Below are 19,163 nucleotides of genomic sequence, written 5' to 3'. Positions count from 1 at the left end.
TTTACGTCCCTTAATTATATCATATTTAGCAAGATGCCTAGAAAGAACAGCCTTCTGTTGTTTTGTTTTCATAGCTTATCCAACTAATATTGTGTATGATAAAGTAGGTGAGAAAAATGACGGATAAACAAAAGATAGATGAATTTTTTTGGAATAAAACGACGCCAGAAGTGGCACGGGATTTATTGGGGATGTATTTGGAGCATGACACACCAGAAGGAAGATTAGCTGGATATATTGTAGACGCGGAAGCATACCTAGGTCCAGAAGACGAGGCTGCCCATAGCTATGGTTTAAGAAGAACACCGCGTGTGCGGGCAATGTATGAAAAACCAGGTACGATCTACCTTTACACGATGCATACTCATCGGATTTTGAACATCATTACTCAGCCAGAAGGGATTCCTCAAGGAGTAATGATACGTGCAATCGAACCCGCCGCAATGATTGATCAAATGAGTAAAAATCGTGGCGGAAAAACTGGTCCAGATATCAGCAACGGTCCGGGAAAATTAGTGGAAGCATTAGCAATTCCTCAAGAACTTTACGGTCAGTCTATAGCAGATAGTTCGTTACGCTTAGTTTTTGAGAAAAAAAAGACACCAAAAAAGATCAATGCTTTGCCTAGAATCGGTATCCCAAACAAAGGTGTATGGACAGAAAAGCCGTTGCGTTTTGTTGTGTCGGGAAATCCTTATATCTCTTTACAAAGAAAAAACCAAATCGAGAAAGATTGGGGTTGGAGGAAAGAAAATGAAAAAGAAGGATCTATTAACATACTTAGATGAAATAATTGAAAAACAAGTGACAGACTATGATGTAGCTTTAGATTGGGATACAAAAAATCATACGATCGAGATCGTTGTTCGCTTGTTTGCAGAAAATAAAGCACAATTTGAGATTGATGATGCAGAAGGGATCGTTTCGCAAGAACCAATTATCGAATTTGAAGACGGCGTACTTCTTTTTAATCCTCAGAAATCTGTTTTTGATGAACGCAATTATCTAGCAGTAATCCCTTATGAAGGAAAAAAAGGGTTGGCAAAATCAGTAGCTGATTCTTTAGTGGAATATCTAAATGAAGTATTAGCTCAAGGGCAAAGCGATTTGCTTGATTTTTTGGATGAAGACGATGACGAAGCTGTATTCGAGCTTCACTGGGATAATCAGCAACTAGCAGAATTAGTAGAAGTAAAACAGCAAAATGAAGCAGATACTTATTTACCGTACCCAAGTTATTAAGGAGTGACAGATATGAAATGGAATGAAGTAAAAGTAGAAACTGAAAGTGAAGCAGTCGAAGCAGTTGCTAATATTTTGATGGAGGCAGGGGCGAGTGGTGTCGCGATTGAAGATTCTTTAGATGTTGAACATTTTCAGTCGGATCAATATGGTGAGATTTTAGATAAAAATGATTTTACATCGCTGAAAGAAGGCGCACTAGTCATGGCTTATTTTCCGGAAACGACTTTCTTACCGGAAATCTTGCCTTTTATTAAAGATCGTATCACACAATTACCTGAGTTTGGTCTAGCTATTGGAAAAAATAAAGTAACAGTTAGTGAAGTAGAGGAAAGCAACTGGGCAACAGCCTGGAAGAAATACTATCATCCGGTGCGTATTACGCGAATGCTGACGGTTGCGCCAAGCTGGGAAAACTACCAGACAGAAGATCCTCTAGAAAAAATTATCACACTAGATCCTGGTATGGCATTTGGCACAGGCACTCATCCCACGACTTCCTTGACATTGACAGCACTAGAAACAGTCTTGCGTGGTGGTGAAACATTGCTAGATGTGGGAACTGGGTCGGGCGTGCTAAGTATTGCAGCAAAATATCTTGGTGCAAAAGATGTCTATGCCTTTGATTTAGACGAAGTAGCCGTTCGTTCGGCGAAAGAAAATATGGATATGAATGAAATAGCCAAAGATGTCCATGTATCAGCTAACGATCTTTTGACAGGAATCGAGATTGAAAGTGATGTAATCGTTGCGAATATTTTAGCAGATATCATCTTATTGATGATCCCAGATGCTTGGCGTTTACTGAAGCAAACAGGCACGCTGATCGTTTCAGGAATCATTGAAGAGAAGAAGCAAATGGTTCTGGATGCCATGTTAGAACAAGGGTTTATCGTGGATCAAATTTTCCAGCAAAAAGACTGGTATGCAATTATTTTGAAAAAACCAGAGGTGGAATAGATGCAGCGGTATTTTTTAAAAGAATCATATGAATCAAAAGACCATTTTGTTTTAGAAGGGGAAAACTATCACCACATTGTACGGGTTATGAGGATGGAACCCGAGGATGAAGTTTTTTTGGCATTCAATGATCAAATAGCCATTGTTGCAGAAATCACGGAGATTACTGAAGAGGCTGTTTATCTGAAAGAAATTAAAAAAGAAGAAAATCAAAAGGAACTGCCAAGTTCGATTACCATAGCGAGTGGCTATCCTAAAGGGGAAAAGCTGGATTGGATCGTTCAGAAATCCACTGAATTAGGAGCGCAAGCTTTTCTTGGTTTCCCGGCATCAGCCTCTGTCGTTAAATGGGATGCAAAAAAACGTATGAAACGACAACAACGGCTTGAAAAGATTGCTCAAGAGGCAGCGGAACAATCCCATCGGCAGATCGTGCCATCAGTAGAGTTATTGGAAACGAAACAAGATTTATTTGAGCGGCTAGATGATTATGACGTGGTCTTGGTTGCTTATGAGGAATCAGCAAAGCAAGGCGAAAAATCAAATGCAGCCAAAATTCTTAGTGAAACAAAACCAGATAGTCGAATCTTAGCTGTCTTTGGACCAGAAGGTGGATTATCCCGCGATGAAGTCGATTATTTTGTAGAACACAAAGGGATACTTTGTGGATTAGGACCAAGAATCCTTCGTACAGAAACAGCACCTCTTTATTTATTAAGTGCTGCTAGCTATCAATGGGAATTAATGAATCCTTCTTTCAGCTAACGTTCTTCATTAATAAAAGAGTATCGACGGAAAGAATTGAAAAAATAGTCAACAATTTGTATAATAGAAACAATTATTTATACAATGGATACGAAAAATCGTTTGAAAAAGCTTTTAAAAAGCGAACATTTCCGTAAAAAAACGTATAACTGCACGGATTTTGGGACAATTATCAAACAGATATTTGTCCCGATTCCCGTTTTACCGAAAAAAGAAAGGGGGATCGATTCCTGTGACAAAAGAAGAAATTTTAACGGGACCCGGTGTCATAAAGCTCGTTAGTCAATACATGGGTCCCGAACATGTAGCATTTGTTGAGAAAGCATGCGAATACGCGACTGCTGCACATGACGGACAGTTTAGAAAATCAGGCGAACCCTACATTATTCATCCTATCCAAGTCGCAGGTATATTAGCAGATTTAAAAATGGATCCCCATACAGTGGCTACAGGCTTCTTACATGATGTTGTTGAAGATACAGAAATCACTTTAGAAGATCTGAGAGAAGAATTTGGCGATGACGTTGCTATGTTAGTGGACGGCGTAACCAAATTAGGGAAAATAAAATATAAATCCCACGAAGAGCAGCTAGCAGAAAACCACCGAAAGATGCTGCTAGCAATGGCTCAAGATTTACGAGTTATCATGGTCAAATTAGCTGATAGACTACATAACATGCGTACGTTGAAGCACCTGCGAGAAGATAAGCAAAGAAGGATCGCTCAGGAAACTTTAGAAATCTATGCGCCTCTTGCACATCGTCTAGGGATCAGCCGGATCAAATGGGAATTAGAAGATACAGCACTTCGTTATCTAAATCCAAAACAGTATTACCGTATCGTCCATTTGATGCAGACGAAGAGAGAAGAACGTGAAAAATACGTAAGTGGTACTGTTGAAGATATTCGAATAGCGACAGAAGAGCTGGGGATTTTTGCAGAAATCTATGGACGGCCAAAACACATTTATTCAATCTATCGTAAAATGAAAGATCAGAAAAAGCAGTTCAACGAAATTTATGACTTGCTAGCTATTCGAGTGATCGTAGATTCAATCAAGGATTGTTATGCTGTATTAGGAGCAATCCACACAAAATGGAAACCAATGCCCGGCAGATTTAAGGATTATATTGCCATGCCAAAAGCTAATATGTACCAATCTTTGCATACTACCGTGATCGGTCCGGCAGGAAATCCGGTAGAAATTCAAATCCGAACACAGGAAATGCATGAAATCGCTGAATTCGGGGTTGCTGCACACTGGGCCTATAAAGAAGGAAAAAATGAAAAAGTAGAACCAGATGGTATGACGAAACAATTAAGCTGGTTCCATGAGATACTCGAACTTCAAGACGAAAGCTATGATGCTTCTGAATTTATGGAAGGCGTAAAAGGAGATATCTTTAGTGATAAAGTCTACGTCTTCACACCAAAAGGAGACGTTACTGAGTTACCAAAAGGATCCGGACCATTGGACTTTGCATACAGTATCCATACAGATATCGGTAACAAAACCACTGGTGCAAAAGTAAATGGCAAAATGGTGCAGCTTGATTACAAATTGAAAAACGGCGATATCATTGAGATCATGACTTCTCCAAATTCATTTGGCCCAAGTCGCGACTGGTTGAAATTAGTTGCTACTAGCAAAGCAAGAAATAAGATCAAACGTTTCTTCAAAGCCCAAGATCGAGAAGAAAATGTGATCAAAGGCCACGAATCCGTGGTCAAATGTATTACAGATCTAGGATTTACGCCTAAAGATATTTTGACGAAGAACAAACTGCAAGAAGCACTCGATCGTTTTAATTATCAAACAGAAGATGATCTCTATGCAGCTGTAGGGTATGGAGAAGTTAGCCCCTTGACGATGGCCAATCGTCTGACTGAAAAAGAACGTAAAGAACAAAAAATCGAGCAGCAAAAGCAAGAAGCAGAAGAAATCATGAATCAGCCGAAAAAAGAACCTGACAAAATGAAAGTACGTCATGAAGGTGGCGTTGTCATTCAAGGGGTAGAAAACTTACTAATTCGTATCAGTCGCTGCTGTAATCCGATTCCTGGTGATGATATCGTTGGTTATATCACTAAAGGCAGAGGGATATCCATTCATCGTCGAGATTGTCCGAATGTTCAGCCTGACAAACCAAATGTAGCAGAACGTTTGATTGAAGTCGAATGGGAAGATACATCGAATACACGAAAAGAGTATGATGCAGATTTGGAAATTTACGGCTATAATCGTTCAGGCTTATTGAATGATGTACTTCAAACAGTCAATGCGCTAACGAAAAATCTCAACAGCGTTGAAGCACGGACGAATAAAGATAAAATGGCGACGATCCATTTGACGGTTGGTATCCAGAATTTATCCCACCTAAAGAGTATCGTGGATAAAATCAAAGCAGTACCTGATGTCTACAGTGTACGCCGGACGAATGGATAGGAGGACAGATATGAGAGCAGTTGTTCAACGGGTAAGTAAAGCTGCTGTGTCAGTCGATCAGCAAGAAATTGGAAAAATTGGCTACGGCCTACTTGTTTTATTAGGCATTCATGAAACCGATACGCAAAAAGATGTGGACTATCTGGTAAAAAAAATTGCACAAATGCGTATTTTTGAAGATGAACAAGGAAAAATGAATATTAGTGTAGAAGATGTGGGAGGACAAATTTTAAGTATCTCTCAATTCACACTGTTTGCGGATACGAAAAAAGGAAATCGACCAAGCTTTGTGGAAGCCGCACGACCAGAAACAGCTATTCCTTTATACGAATCATTCAATGAAGGAATCAGAAGTCGCGGCATCACAGTCGCTACCGGACAATTCGGAGCAGATATGTCGGTTTCTCTCGTCAATGATGGACCTGTAACGATCATTATTGATTCTAAAAACAAATAAAGTAATCTGGTTTTCACTAGTAAAAACTATGAAACACGTCGCTTAAGTTAGACTGAAAAACTCTAACTTGAGTGGCTTTTTTGTCTGCAAAAAGCGCTTCTTTTGTCAGCAGTCGGAAAAAAAGTTAAGCTTAAATTATACAAGTTATTTTTTATAGGAGGTTGCTGAAGATGAAAGAAGTACCAGTAGTAGATATCAAAATCACAGATTTAAAAAAATTGTATCAAAAAGGATACAACATGTTGGAGGAGTTACGCCATGAAGCGGACGCTCCCGTCGTCAAAGCAAAGATTTTCAATAAAGAAGCTATCACGATCTACGGATCATCAGCAGCAAAAGTATTTTATGATCCAAGGAATTTCAAACGAAAAGGTGCTATGCCAAAATTAGTATTGAAGACACTTTTTGGTCAAGGTGGAGTACAGACTTTGGATGGAGCTGCTCATCACCATCGGAAAAATATTTTTATGGATCTAATGACACCGAAAAGAATGGAAGATTATCATCGTATCTTAGATAAGAATCTGACACAAGCACTTGAAGCACAGCATGGTCAATTTGAACTATTTGATTTAAGTAAGATGGTTTTCTTTACATCTATTTGCGAGTGGGCAGGTATCAATTTATCAGCGATTTCTAAAGATGAGGTCGAAAAATTAGCAGAATATCAAATCTCTATGATCAGCGGAACGTTTACTTCTCCGATTGATCACATAAAAGGTGTCGAAAATCGCAAAAAATCAGAAAAATGGGCGCAAGGCTTGATTGAAGAAGCTCGACAAAATCCTGTGGCTGGAAAAGAAAATGTGGCATTATATGCTTTTGCCAATGCCACAGATTTAGATGGTCAGCTTTTATCTCTGGAAGTGGCAGCTGTTGAATTATTGAACATCATCCGTCCAACGGTTGCTCTAACTGTGTGGGCGGCATTGATGGGACATGCACTTTTCAGTAGACCAGATTTGTATCAGCAATTAAAAAATGACTTTTCGACGTTGCAAGATCCGTTTATTCAAGAAATGAGACGCTATTATCCTTTCTTCCCAATGCTACCTGCGATTTCGCTGAAAGAAGTAGAAGTAGAAGTAGATGGTTATCGTATACCAGAAGGCAGTTGGGTTATTTTAGATTTATATGGAACAGACCATGATGAACGAACAGTTGAAGCGCCAGATTCCTTTATGATCAAACGGTATGTAGGGAAAGCAAAAGATATTTCCTATAAAGAAGAATATGAGATGATTGCACAAGGCGGGGGAGATTTTCGACAAATGCATCGCTGTGCAGGAGAATGGATCACTCTTCATAGTCTACGTGTGTTTTCCGATCAGCTAGTAAATAAGTTTGAGTTCTCTGTACCTGAACAAGATTGGACGATTCCATTCAATCAGTTTCCGACTTATCCGAATAGCCGAGCGCTACTTTACAAGAATTAGATTAGCATAAACTTATCGAAAAAAAGGAAGATCAAACAGTGCTGATCTTCCTTTTTTCATATTACTATAAATTGATAAGGTCAATTGATCAAAATCCACGAAATGCTTCATCAATGGTTTGATAATCTTCATTGGATAAATGCAAATCTAAAGCTTGGACATTGTCAGATACTTGCTCTGGACGCTTAGCTCCAGGTATAACTACAGACACTCGTGGATTCTTCATGTACCAAGCTAAAACAAGTTGCGCAGGAGTGGCTTGGTATCTTTTAGCAATGGGGCGAAGTACATCGACAGCGGTTAAAATTTCTCTGAAACGTTCTCCTTGGAAATCTGGATTTCTTTTTCGAGGATCTCCTTCACCAAATTGTTTTTCCTCACCAAGTTCATATTTTCCTGTCAGCAAACCGGAAGCAAGAGGAAAATAGGGAACAAAACTGATTTTGTTTTTTTCAAGATAAGGGAATAATTCTTTTTCAGCCTGCCGATGGATCAAACTGTATTTATCTTCTACTACATCGACATATCCATCTGCATTCGCTTCTTTCAATTGTTCTAACGTGAAGTTTGACACACCGACTGCTCGGATTTTTCCTGCTTCTTTTAATTCATGCAATGTAGCAACTGATTCATTTTTTGGTGTGCTTTCATCCGGAAAGTGGATATAAAAAATGTCGATGTAATCAGTTTGCAGACGTTTTAGTGCATCTTCCACCGATTGTTTGAGAAACTCAGGAGAATTATCAAATGTTCGCCCTTTATTTGGTACATGAGCAGCTTTTGTAGCGATGACGACACGTGAGCGATCATATTCTTTCCTTCAGTACCTCGCCAATCAGTTCTTCGGAACGGCCGTTTCCGTAAGCATAAGCGGTATCGATCAAATTGATCCCGCTATTCAAAGCTGTACGAACTACTTGTTTTCCTGTCTCATCTTCCAAACCGTCAAAAAGATTATGTCCTCCAACGTCATTTGCTCCTAATCCAAGCTGTTCTGCGTAGACTTGTGAATGTCCGATTCTTATTTCTGCCATAGCTGATTCCTCCTTTTTGTCTAGTCTAAAACAAAATACCAAAAAGCTGAACTAAAACGTTTTTGTGAGGGGAAATAGTCAGATATCTCTTGACTTTGAGACTGGTTTTTAGTAGGTTATAAGTAATATCGAATGTCAATGAAAGAGCGAGTAAGTTTTTGAAACTTTACAAGAGAGGATCATCGAGGCTGAAAATGATCTAAAGTTTCATTAGCCTAAAGACACTCTGGAGATGGACGAGTGAAAAGCCGTCCCGCGTACGAGCGTTATTCGTAAGAGGAAAGAGAAATCTTTCAAAATTAGGTGGTACCGTGTATGAATTTCATTCACCCTTGTTCATGATGAACAAGGGTGATTTTTTTATTTACATAGCTAAGAAAGGGAGAGAAAACTATGAGTTTCCAAAGACCAAAAGGAACAAATGATATTTTGCCAGGCGAATCAGAAAAATGGCAGTTTGTCGAAGAAACAGCACGTTTATTATTCAGAGATTATCAGTATAATGAAATGCGTACACCGATTTTTGAACACTATGAAGTGATATCCCGAAGTGTAGGGGATACAACGGATATCGTTTCAAAAGAGATGTATGATTTTTATGACAAAGGGGAACGCCATGTGACGCTTCGACCAGAAGGTACAGCACCAATCGTTCGTTCTTTTGTTGAGCATAAATTGTTCGGCCCAGAGTATGCGAAACCGTTCAAAACTTTTTATATGGGACCAATGTTTCGCTACGAACGCCCTCAAAAAGGACGGTTACGTCAATTCCATCAAATCGGAGTAGAAGCATTTGGATCAGAAAACCCTGCAACTGATGTGGAGAGCATGGTGATGGCACTTGATTTCTTCAAACAGTTGGGGATCACGCAAATCCGGCTAGTCATCAATTCATTAGGTGATAAAGAAACGCGTCAAGCCTATCGTCAAGCATTGATCGACTATCTTTTACCTTTTGAATCAGAGCTGAGTGAAGACTCTAAACGCCGCCTTCATGAAAATCCATTACGCGTATTGGACAGTAAAGACAAACGAGATCAAAAATTTGTGGCAGAAGCTCCATCTATCTTAGATTATCTAAGCGAGCCTGCTCAAAAACATTTTGATACCGTTGTTTCCATGCTGGATGCATTGGCTGTTCCTTATGAAATCGACAGTAATATGGTTCGCGGACTAGATTATTACACACATACGATTTTTGAAATCATGAGTGACGCACCAAAAATGGGGGCACAAGCAACGATTTGCGCAGGCGGACGTTATGACAATCTAGTGGAAGAACTAGGTGGTCCTTCAACACCTGGCTTCGGATTTGCAATGGGTATCGAGCGATTACTCTTGACTATGGAGGCAGAGGAAGTAGTTATCCCTGCATTTAATGAGTTGGATGCTTACGTGGTCGCACTCGGAGACGAAACAAATATCGAAGCATTGAAAGTGGTCCAAGCGATTCGAAACTTTGGTTTTTCAGCTGACCGCGACTTCATGAACCGTAAAGCAAAAGCGCAATTTAAGACAGCAGATAAAGCGAATGCCAAATTAGTATTGGTGATCGGTGAAGATGAGCTTGCTAGTCAAACGATTAATGTCAAAGCAATGGCAAGCCGAAAAGAAAAAAGTTTTCCATTAGAAGAGATATATGAACATTTTGATGAAGTCTATGATGAAATGACTTTATTCGAGTAGGAGGAAAAAATAAATGGCACAAAGAACGATCTATTGCGGATTAGTTTCCGAACAACAATTAGAACAAACAGTTACATTAAAAGGATGGGTACAAAAAAGACGAGACCTTGGGGGAGTAATCTTTATCGACCTACGTGATCGTGAAGGAATCGTTCAAATCGTCTTTAATCCTGAAATCAACAAAGAAGCATGGGAAATCGCGGATAAATGTCGCAGTGAATACGTGATCGAAGTGACTGGGGAAGTTAGAAGACGCGGAGAAAATGCAGTAAATCCTAAAATGGCCACTGGTGAATTCGAAGTGATTGCAAGTGAAATCGTGATTTTGAATCAAGCAAAAACCCCGCCATTTCAAATTGAAGATGATCAAGCAATCAGTGACGAAATACGTTTGAAATATCGTTATTTGGATCTGCGTCGTCCAAAAATGACTAAAAACATCAAATTAAGAAATGCGACAACAAAAGCGATTCGTCATTATTTAGATGATAATGACTTTCTCGATATCGAAACACCTTACCTAGGGAAATCTACACCAGAAGGCGCAAGAGACTACTTAGTTCCTTCACGTGTCCATGCTGGACATTTCTATGCGTTGCCGCAATCTCCTCAATTGTTTAAACAATTGCTGATGAATGCTGGATTCGACCGTTATTATCAAATCGTTCGTTGTTTCCGCGATGAAGATTTACGTGGAGACCGTCAGCCTGAATTTACGCAAGTAGATATTGAAACAACGTTCTTAACAGCAGAAGAAATCCAAACTTACACAGAGGGATTGATTGCGAAGGTAATGAAAGAAGTTCGCGGTATCGAAGTCACATTGCCATTTCCTCGTATGACCTATGATGAAGCAATGGCTCGCTACGGCAGCGACAAACCGGATACACGTTTTGACATGGAATTGATCGATCTAAGCGATACAGTCAAAGAAGTAGAATTCAAAGTCTTCCAAATGGCTCTTGAAAACGGCGGTGTCGTGAAAGCATTGAATGCTAAAGGCGCTGCAGATCGCTACTCACGAAAAGACATGGATCAGTTAGGTCAATATGTAGGACAATTCGGAGCTAAGGGGCTTGCATGGCTGAAAGTAGAAGAAGACGGATTGAAAGGTCCAATTGCTAAATTCATGGGAGAAGCAACAGAAGCAATCATTAAAGCAACAGATGCAAAACCAGGTGACTTGCTGATGTTTGGCGCAGATAAAAGTGAAATCGTCGCTGCTGCATTAGGTGCTATCCGGACACGTTTAGGAAAAGAATTAGGATTAATTGATGAATCGAAATTCAATTTCTTATGGGTAACTGATTGGCCACAATTTGAATTTTCAGAAGAAGAAGGTCGATATGTCTCTGCTCACCATCCATTCACGATGCCAAAAGAAGAAGATATCCCGTTATTGGCTGAAGACCCTGCAAAAGTCTATGCAGAAGCTTATGATATCGTCTTGAACGGTTATGAACTAGGCGGAGGTTCTATCCGTATTCATACTCGTGAGCTTCAAGAAAAAGTACTAGAAACTCTAGGCTTTACAAAAGAACAAATGGAAGAACAATTTGGTTTCTTGTTAACAGCTTTAGATTACGGATTCCCTCCACATGGCGGTATTGCATTAGGATTGGACCGTTTTGCAATGTTATTAGCCGGAGAAGATAATATTCGTGAAGTCATTGCCTTTCCTAAAAACGGAAAAGCAGCCGATGTGATGAGTGATGCACCAAGTATGGTTTCGCCTTTACAATTGTTCGAATTGAATATTGATGTAACGAATATAGAAGAATAGCCGATAAAAAGGTAAAAAGGATTTGTCAAATACGCTTCTTTTGACAACCTTGATTTAATTGAAAAACACTTTATAATGAAGCCATAACATATAAAGCGGGGCTTTTCCATGAAAAAAACATTCGAAAATTGGGCTTATCATGATTACACGACCAAGCTTTCGGTATCTATCGTTTATGCGTTGATCGCATCAGTCGCATTGAATTTCTTTTATCAGCCAGGACATATTTATTCAAGTGGTATTACTGGTCTAGCTCAGATTTTGACGACTTTGTCAAAATCACTGATAGGATTCGAAGTACCGGTATCAACAACTTTGTATTTACTGAATATACCTTTGTTTGTATTGGCGTGGTTAAAAATCGGGAAGAAGTTTACAATTTTCACTTTTATCACAGTCACTTTGACCTCCCTTTGTATCCATATTTTACCGGAAACAGTCCTATCTACTGATCCAATCATCTGTGCGTTGTTTGGGGGGGCTGTGATGGGACTAGGTATTGGGCTAGCGTTGAGAAACGGCCTATCATCGGGCGGTCTAGATATCGTGAGTATCACGATTCGTAAAAAAACAGGAAAGTCGATTGGTTCTATTTCGATCTACTTCAATGCATTGATCGTTTTTGTTGCCGGAATTCTATTTGGCTGGCAATATATGTTTTACAGTACGTTGTCTATTTTCGTCAGTGGAAAAGTAACTGATGTCGTTTATACTAAACAAAAGAAGATGCAGGTAATGATCGTAACGAAACATCCAGAAAAAGTAGTAAATGAAATCCAAAACTGTATGCGTAGAGGGATCACGATCATCAATGAAGCAGAAGGTGCTTATAAGCATGATAAGCAGACAGTATTGATGACGATCGTTACACGATACGAACTGCCTCTACTTAGAGAAGCAATGAAAGCTTCTGATCCACAAGCTTTTGTAAGTATTGCAGAAAACGTCCAGATACTTGGTCGTTTCTATGAGGATGGCATTTAGATCGAGTTTGACAAAAATTCATGAAATACTGCTGTAGACAGACGTTCGTTTGTCTGCAGTTTTTTTCTACCATCGCGAATTGTAAAATTAAGTTAGAAAAATAAAAAGGCATTTATGGTACACTCAAATTGTATTTCCGACGAAAGAAAACAAAGGAGTGTAACCATAAATGACCTACAAACATCTTACCATAGAGGAACTGACAATGATAGAATCATATTATCTTCAACATAATAAGCCGGTTGAAATCGCTAACCGAATGGGACGTGCTATACAAACTATTTATAATGTAGTCAATAAGTTCAAGCAAGGCAAGACTGCTCTTGATTATTGGCACCAGTATAAAGAAAATAAGAAAAAATGTGGGAGAAAAGTCATTCAATTACCTGCTCATGAAGTAGATTACATTAAAGAGAAAGTCACTCTTGGTTGGACGCCTGACGTCATTATCGGGCGAAAAGAAAGGCCTGTTTCATGCGGTATGAGAACACTTTATCGTTTATTTTCTAAAGGAATATTTGATATTGACACACTACCGATGAAAGGTAAAAGAAAACCCAATGGCCATCAGGAAAAACGGGGAAAACAACAGTATCAGCGCTCAATCCATGATCGACCTGATAATTATCCTGATTTCAATTCTGAGTTTGGTCACCTTGAAGGTGATACGATCGTTGGCATTCATCATAAAAGTGCCGTCATTACTTTAGTTGAAAGGTTATCTAAAGTCATTATCACGATTAAACCCAACGGCCGTAAGGCATTAGATATTGAAACTGCCCTTAATCAATGGTTTTCTCGCTTCCCTAAAAACTTCTTTAAATCTATTACGTTTGACTGTGGAAAAGAATTTTCTAACTGGAAAGCCATTAGTAACCAACATGATATTGATATATATTTTGCGGACCCTGGAACACCTTCTCAACGCCCATTAAACGAGAATTCTAACGGGATTCTGCGTCGTAATGGACTGCCGAAATCAATGGATTTTAGAGAAGTGAATCAGACATTTATTTCCAGTGTCAGCAATCAACGTAATCATATTCCAAGAAAATCATTGAATTACAGAACACCAATCGAAATATTTTTGAGCTATGTACAAGAAGCATTTTATTCTAGCTTAATTTGACAAATCATACATAGTAGAATCAGCAAAGAAAAACTGCTTTTTTATTTGAAATTTTCTTAAAGTTGAAAAAAAGCATGTTTATTTTTTTAAATTTATGGGATGATAGAAAAAAATAGTAGAGAAAGGACACGATTCTACTTGCTATTTTCACTTAATACCCGTATATTACGAATGAAAAAAGTTTATGAAAAGTTGGAATATTGAATGGAAAAACAAAAAAGGTTAAAAAACAGCCGCTACATCACTGGGTTTGATGGGCTCCGTTCATTAGCTGTGGTGGGTGTTATCTTATATCACCTTCTGCCAACTAGTATGAAAGGCGGCTATTTGGGCGTTCCGATTTTTTTCGTCGTATCTGGTTATTTGATCACGGATCTGCTGCGGCAGGAATGGGAACAAAATGGAAAAATCAATATTTGGCAATTTTATGTCAGAAGAATGAAGAGACTCTATCCGGCACTTGTTTTTATGCTTGTGACAGCTTCGGCTTATATCACTTTGTTTCAGCGAGGGCTGTTAAACAATCTTCGAGGAGTTGTGGTCAGCAGCTTACTGTATGTCAACAACTGGTGGCAAATCAATAACGGTTTATCTTATTTCGATCGATTTGCTAATGAGTCACCGTTTACGCATATCTGGTCTTTAGCAGTAGAAGGTCAAAACTATTTGGTTTGGCCGATCTTGTTTGTATTGTTGATGGTATTTGTTCGTAAAAGAAAATGGATCTTTTATACTGTGTTAGGTACATCCTTCCTCTCCGCCATCTTGATGATGATCTTGTATACACCAGGAGGCGATCCAACCCGTGTTTATTACGGTACCGACACTCGTCTGTTTTCTATATGGCTGGGAAGTGCGCTTGCGTTTGTTTGGCCAAGTACGCGTTTAAAGAAAAACATCCCGAAACAAGCGAAAAATATTCTGAATATCGCTGGAGGAATCTCACTTTTGGCACTGATTCTTTGCTTCTTCTTTTTAGATGATCATTACAATTTCATCTATTACGGAGGAATGCTCCTAGTGAGTCTGTTATGCGTAGTGCTAGTTGCAGTGACAGCACACCCCGGAGCAAGTTTGAATCGATGGCTGACAAATCCAGTATTTACTTGGATTGGCAAACGAAGCTATGGCATTTATCTGTATCAGTTTCCAGTTATGATTTTTTATGAAGCAAAGGTGACTGATATTGCCGATCACGTTTTGTTGCATACTTTAGTGGAAATCACATTGATTCTAATCATCAGTGAACTTTCTTATCGATATGTGGAGCGTCCGCTAGCACGTTTTGATTATGGTCGTACATTCCAAGTGATGAAAGGATGGTTCAGCAAACCGATCATCAGTAAGAGCAAACCATGGGTTGTTCCAGGCACATTACTTGTAGCAATTGCACTCGTTGGTTTCGTTACGGCACCGAAAAACGCTGTAACAGCCGATCAAAAACAACTGCAGGCAAAAATCGCTGAAAGTAAAAAACTAGCAGAAGAAACCAGAAACAATTCAGAAAACACCACTAGTTCGGTTGACCAAGCGATCCTTGATAAGTACGAGTTGTCCAAGGCACAAGGGAATAAGGCACAAAAATTAGAACTAACGGCATTTGGTGATTCAGTTATGTTGGATGCTGCAACGGATCTACAAGAACTTTATCCAAAAGTAGTGGTAGATGGAGATGTCGGACGACAATTATATGCCAGTGTACCGTACATTGAAAAATTAAAGGAGCAAGATTTGTTGAAAGACACTGTTCTGATTGGACTAGGAACGAATGGCTCATTCTCGGAAGCTCAGTTTGATAGTGTGATGGATGCAATCGGTGATCGAAAAGTATACTGGGTCAATGTCCGAGTACCGACGAAGCGCTGGCAAAATGACGTGAATGCGATGCTTGAACAGATGACGAAAAAATACGACAATATGACGCTGATTGATTGGTACAGCTACAGTAATGACCATAGTGACTGGTTTTATGATGATCAAGTCCATCCAAATCCTGAAGGGATGACACATTACATTCACTTAGTCAGCGAAGCCTTGCTAGGAGGAAGTTCAAGTACGAACAGCAGTGAGACAAACGTGACAGAATGATAGCTACAAAAAACTTCAGGCAAAAACATTTGTTTTTGCCTGAAGTTTTTTTATATTTATCGTGTTTTTAACATTCATATAGATTCAGGAAGCAAAACGGTTGAGTGTGTCTGTAAATAACGTTCTTTTTGTTTTCGGGTGAGTTTTTTGAATGCAGCTTCTGCTTTTGTTGCTTCGCTTCTTGAAGAAAATACTTCTGCATGGATCATCTTAACAGGTCTTCTTTTTTGAAGACGAGTATATTTAGCGCCAGTACCATTGTTATGTTCCTCTAATCGTCTAGAAAGATCGGTTGTATATCCACCATAAAATGTCTGATCTTTACAGAATAACACGTAAAAATAATGTTCATTTGCCATAGAGCATCTCACGAATCTCTACAGTGTATTCTCCATCCATATTGTAAGTGATCAATGGTGGAGCGACTTTGAATCCGTCTAATTTGCCTTCTTTGATTCCTTCAACTAACAAAATATTTGCCTCTTTTCCAGGTTTTGGGTAAACAAATTGGATCCTTTTAGGTGCAATTCGATAGTCTTGCATGACCTGAATGATTTCTAAGAATCGATCAGGACGATGGACCATAGTAAAGCGTCCATTTGTTTTTAGTAGCTTACTTGAAATATCGATCACTTCTTCTAACGTCGTATGGATCTCATGACGGGCGATTGCCAGGTGTTTATTAGGGTTCGTTTTATTTGTTGGCAGCCCTTTGAAATAAGGTGGATTACAGACGACTAAGTCACAAGAATTATGCCGAACGACAGATAAGCTGTCTTTCAGATCGATGGTGTGGACGGTCATTTGTTCATTTAAATGGTTAAGCGCGATACTACGTCTTGCCATGTCTGCTAGACGAGGTTGAAGTTCGATAGCGTCGATAGCCGCCTGGGTTCGTTTACTTAAAAAAAGTCCAACTGCGCCATTTCCTGCACAAAGGTCAACGATCTTCCCTTTTTTAGGTACACGGGAAAAGTGAGCAAGCAGCACAGCATCTAAAGAAAAAGAAAACACTTTGGAACTTTGGATAATCTTGATATCTTCTGCGTATAATTGGTCGATTCGTTCGTCTTCGTGAAGCATGGATTCCCTCCAAAATGAAAAAAATAGTCGTCTGTATTATACTATTTTTATTAAAAAGAACCAAGGTGGCTTGTCAAACCTCTATTTTTTATGCATACTATGACCATAAGAAGGGAAAGGAAGAGACTATGTTTTATCGATTTATGCGCGGGGTAGTTCGAGTACTATTAGCCTTAGTTAATGGAAATGCCCGCTATGAGAATAAAGAAGTTTTACCGCAAGATGAGAATTACATACTAGTTGCTCCCCATCGTACTTGGTGGGACCCATTATATCTGGCGGTAGCTGCAGCACCCAAGGAATTCAGCTTTATGGCAAAAGAAGAACTGTTCAAAAATCCAGTTCTGCGATTTATATTAACTCGATCCAATGCTTTTCCAGTTAAAAGAGAAAAACCAGGACCAAGCGTCATTAAAACACCTGTAAAGATTTTGAAATCGACAAATTTGAGTTTGATCATGTTTCCCAGTGGGACAAGACATGCTACAGAACTTAAAGGCGGAATGGCATTGATTTCCAGAATGTCTAAAGCGAAAATCGTGCCAGCTGTATATCAAGGTCCGTTGACACTTGGGGATCTGTTCAAGCGTCAGAGAGTGACAGTGCGTTTCGGCGAACCAATCGACTTATCAGATATCAAGAAAACGGATAAAGAAGGTATGGCGGAGATCGAACGACGAACACAAGCAGCTTTTGACAAATTGGACAAAGAAGTGAACCCTGATTTCAAATATGAAGTCAAAAAAAAATAAAATGATAAGTTTATGCGTGGGCGGTCTTTTGAATCTACTGTCCTGTTCAGTTCAGACTTTTTCAATGAAAACGAGGGAGAGACGTCAAGTCTGCCCTCTTTTTGCGTCCCAATATGTAAAATAGAAGACAGGTGTCATGTAATGGATCAAAGTGTTATAATAATTAGAAGGACATTTTTTGAGGTGATTGAATGCGTTTTTTACATACAGCCGATTGGCATATCGGAAAAAAACTACAAGGTTATGACTTGATTGAAGACCAGCGTCATGTACTATCTTCTATACTAGATATCGCGAAAGAAGAAAAAGTAGAGGCAATCGTGATTGCCGGAGACTTATATGATAGGAGTGTCCCAGCTGTTGATGCCGTAGAATTATACAATGAATTGATGGTCGATTGGAATTTAAAGGAAAAGATCCCGATTTTTGCTATATCAGGAAATCACGATAGCAGTACGAGACTTTCAGCGGGTACGCCATGGTTCAGTTATTCGAACTATTTTTTGCGAACACAGCTAGCAGAAGCATTTGAACCTGTCGAGTTTAAAAACGTACAATTTTTCTTTCTTCCTTACTTTGAACCAATTGCAGCGAGATTATATTTTGAAGATGACAATATCCGAACGATCAAGCAAGCGGTAGCCAAGGTGATAGATAAAATGCAGGAGCTATTTGATTCAGAAAAAAAACAAGTATTGATTAGCCATTTTTTTGTAATGGGAAGTGTAAAATCTGATTCGGAAACGAAAATCGAAGTAGGCGGGTTGGATTCAATCCCTGGTGAACTACTTACACCGTTTGATTATGTAGCACTAGGACATTTGCATAATCAAGCTGCTTTGAGACAGGATAATGCTCGCTATAGCGGTTCCCCATTGAAATTCTCTTTATCTGAGATCAACCAAAAAAAAGGCGTATGGATCGTTGACCTGACAACAGGCCTGGAGTTGAATTTTAGGGAGATCGAACCCCTGCATGACATTGAAGAAATAACAGCGAGTTTCAAAGAATTGCTGGATCCTGCCTTTTATCAGTCCGTCAATCGGGAGAATTACATCTATATCTATCTCACTGATAGAACGATCATCCCGAATATGATGAACCAGCTTCGGCAAATATATCCTCGTATTTTGGGGATTGAACGGGCAAACGGTCGAGCAGAACAAACAAAGCGCAAACGAAAAGTACTAGAAATGAAAGATCCTCAAAAATTAGCAGAAGCATTTTTTAGTGAAATGACGGAAGAGCAGCTAACTGCAAACCAAGAAAAATGGCTCGGAGAAACGTTGCAAGAAATCATGGAAATGGAATGATCAAG

General features: G+C 39.2%; 16 protein-coding genes and 1 pseudogene. 14 read left to right on the top strand and 3 right to left on the bottom strand.

The genetic code is table 11. The annotated features are described in order from the left end of the window. The first annotated feature begins 116 nt into the window (after positions 1-116). The 7 genes from RBL01_RS11205 (at position 117) to RBL01_RS11175 (ending at position 7,306) form a co-directional block, all read left to right on the top strand. The gene (locus tag RBL01_RS11205) at positions 117-788 is read left to right on the top strand and encodes a DNA-3-methyladenine glycosylase (protein ID WP_002297596.1); all 672 of its coding nucleotides are present in this window, start codon (positions 117-119) and stop codon (positions 786-788) included. Beyond that, positions 754-1,242, top strand: a complete 489-nt coding sequence (locus tag RBL01_RS11200) for a DUF3013 family protein (RefSeq protein ID WP_002289091.1) — start codon at positions 754-756, stop codon at positions 1,240-1,242. The genes RBL01_RS11205 and RBL01_RS11200 overlap by 35 nt, the downstream gene beginning before the upstream one ends. 12 nt (positions 1,243-1,254) lie before the next feature. Beyond that, positions 1,255-2,202, top strand: coding sequence for a 50S ribosomal protein L11 methyltransferase (gene prmA, locus RBL01_RS11195; RefSeq protein WP_002289093.1), 948 nt, complete (start codon positions 1,255-1,257; stop codon positions 2,200-2,202). Next, positions 2,203-2,967 carry a 16S rRNA (uracil(1498)-N(3))-methyltransferase gene (locus RBL01_RS11190; protein WP_002319196.1) on the top strand — a complete coding sequence of 255 codons (765 nt, stop codon included), beginning with the start codon at positions 2,203-2,205 and terminating at the stop codon, positions 2,965-2,967. It abuts the gene before it with no gap. Positions 2,968-3,199: 232 nt separating this feature from the next. Next, positions 3,200-5,413 (top strand): RelA/SpoT family protein, encoded by a 2,214-nt coding sequence (locus RBL01_RS11185; RefSeq protein WP_002289096.1) that lies wholly within the window; start codon positions 3,200-3,202, stop codon positions 5,411-5,413. 10 nt (positions 5,414-5,423) lie between these two features. Then, positions 5,424-5,870, top strand: a complete 447-nt coding sequence (gene dtd / locus RBL01_RS11180) for a D-aminoacyl-tRNA deacylase (protein ID WP_002289097.1) — start codon at positions 5,424-5,426, stop codon at positions 5,868-5,870. A gap of 170 nt (positions 5,871-6,040) precedes the next feature. Beyond that, entirely contained in the window at positions 6,041-7,306 is a 1,266-nt protein-coding gene (locus RBL01_RS11175; RefSeq protein ID WP_307780891.1) for a cytochrome P450, read from the top strand. Between the two features lie 88 nt (positions 7,307-7,394). Here the strand turns inward: RBL01_RS11175 and RBL01_RS11170 are convergent. Continuing rightward, a pseudogene (locus tag RBL01_RS11170) lies at positions 7,395-8,340 on the bottom strand (aldo/keto reductase). A gap of 393 nt (positions 8,341-8,733) precedes the next feature. Between RBL01_RS11170 and hisS the strand changes: the two are divergent. The 5 genes from hisS to RBL01_RS11145 all read left to right on the top strand — a co-directional run bounded on the left by hisS (position 8,734) and on the right by RBL01_RS11145 (position 16,010). Continuing rightward, positions 8,734-10,026, top strand: coding sequence for a histidine--tRNA ligase (gene hisS, locus RBL01_RS11165; protein ID WP_002289103.1), 1,293 nt, complete (start codon positions 8,734-8,736; stop codon positions 10,024-10,026). 13 nt (positions 10,027-10,039) lie between these two features. Beyond that, entirely contained in the window at positions 10,040-11,809 is a 1,770-nt protein-coding gene (gene aspS / locus RBL01_RS11160) for an aspartate--tRNA ligase (protein WP_002289105.1), read from the top strand. 108 nt (positions 11,810-11,917) lie between these two features. Continuing rightward, positions 11,918-12,793, top strand: a complete 876-nt coding sequence (locus RBL01_RS11155) for a YitT family protein (RefSeq protein ID WP_002293644.1) — start codon at positions 11,918-11,920, stop codon at positions 12,791-12,793. 169 nt (positions 12,794-12,962) lie between these two features. Then, positions 12,963-13,922 (top strand): IS30-like element IS6770 family transposase, encoded by a 960-nt coding sequence (locus RBL01_RS11150; RefSeq protein ID WP_410779629.1) that lies wholly within the window; start codon positions 12,963-12,965, stop codon positions 13,920-13,922. 204 nt (positions 13,923-14,126) lie between these two features. Next, complete coding sequence (locus tag RBL01_RS11145) at positions 14,127-16,010, top strand: acyltransferase family protein (protein ID WP_002301277.1); 1,884 nt, start codon at positions 14,127-14,129, stop codon at positions 16,008-16,010. A gap of 74 nt (positions 16,011-16,084) precedes the next feature. Here the strand turns inward: RBL01_RS11145 and RBL01_RS11140 are convergent, their stop codons facing one another. Both RBL01_RS11140 and RBL01_RS11135 read right to left on the bottom strand, forming a co-directional pair. After that, complete coding sequence (locus RBL01_RS11140) at positions 16,085-16,369, bottom strand: GIY-YIG nuclease family protein (protein ID WP_002304776.1); 285 nt, start codon at positions 16,367-16,369, stop codon at positions 16,085-16,087. Next, a complete protein-coding gene (locus RBL01_RS11135) occupies positions 16,359-17,093 on the bottom strand; it encodes a tRNA1(Val) (adenine(37)-N6)-methyltransferase (RefSeq protein ID WP_002299374.1) in 735 nt (244 codons plus the stop codon). The genes RBL01_RS11140 and RBL01_RS11135 overlap by 11 nt, the downstream gene beginning before the upstream one ends. 128 nt (positions 17,094-17,221) lie before the next feature. On the opposite strand from RBL01_RS11135, the gene RBL01_RS11130 reads away from it, so the two are divergent. Both RBL01_RS11130 and RBL01_RS11125 read left to right on the top strand, forming a co-directional pair. Further along, positions 17,222-17,845: a lysophospholipid acyltransferase family protein gene (locus tag RBL01_RS11130; RefSeq protein WP_002318535.1), complete on the top strand. Its 624-nt coding sequence runs from the start codon at positions 17,222-17,224 to the stop codon at positions 17,843-17,845. Positions 17,846-18,036: 191 nt separating this feature from the next. Continuing rightward, positions 18,037-19,158: an exonuclease SbcCD subunit D gene (locus tag RBL01_RS11125; RefSeq protein WP_002288955.1), complete on the top strand. Its 1,122-nt coding sequence runs from the start codon at positions 18,037-18,039 to the stop codon at positions 19,156-19,158. Positions 19,159-19,163: the final 5 nt, after the last annotated feature.

Source organism: Enterococcus sp. SB12 (assembly GCF_030910025.2).
Lineage (GTDB): Bacteria > Bacillota > Bacilli > Lactobacillales > Enterococcaceae > Enterococcus_B > Enterococcus_B faecium.
This window is presented reverse-complemented; position numbering and strand designations above follow the sequence as displayed.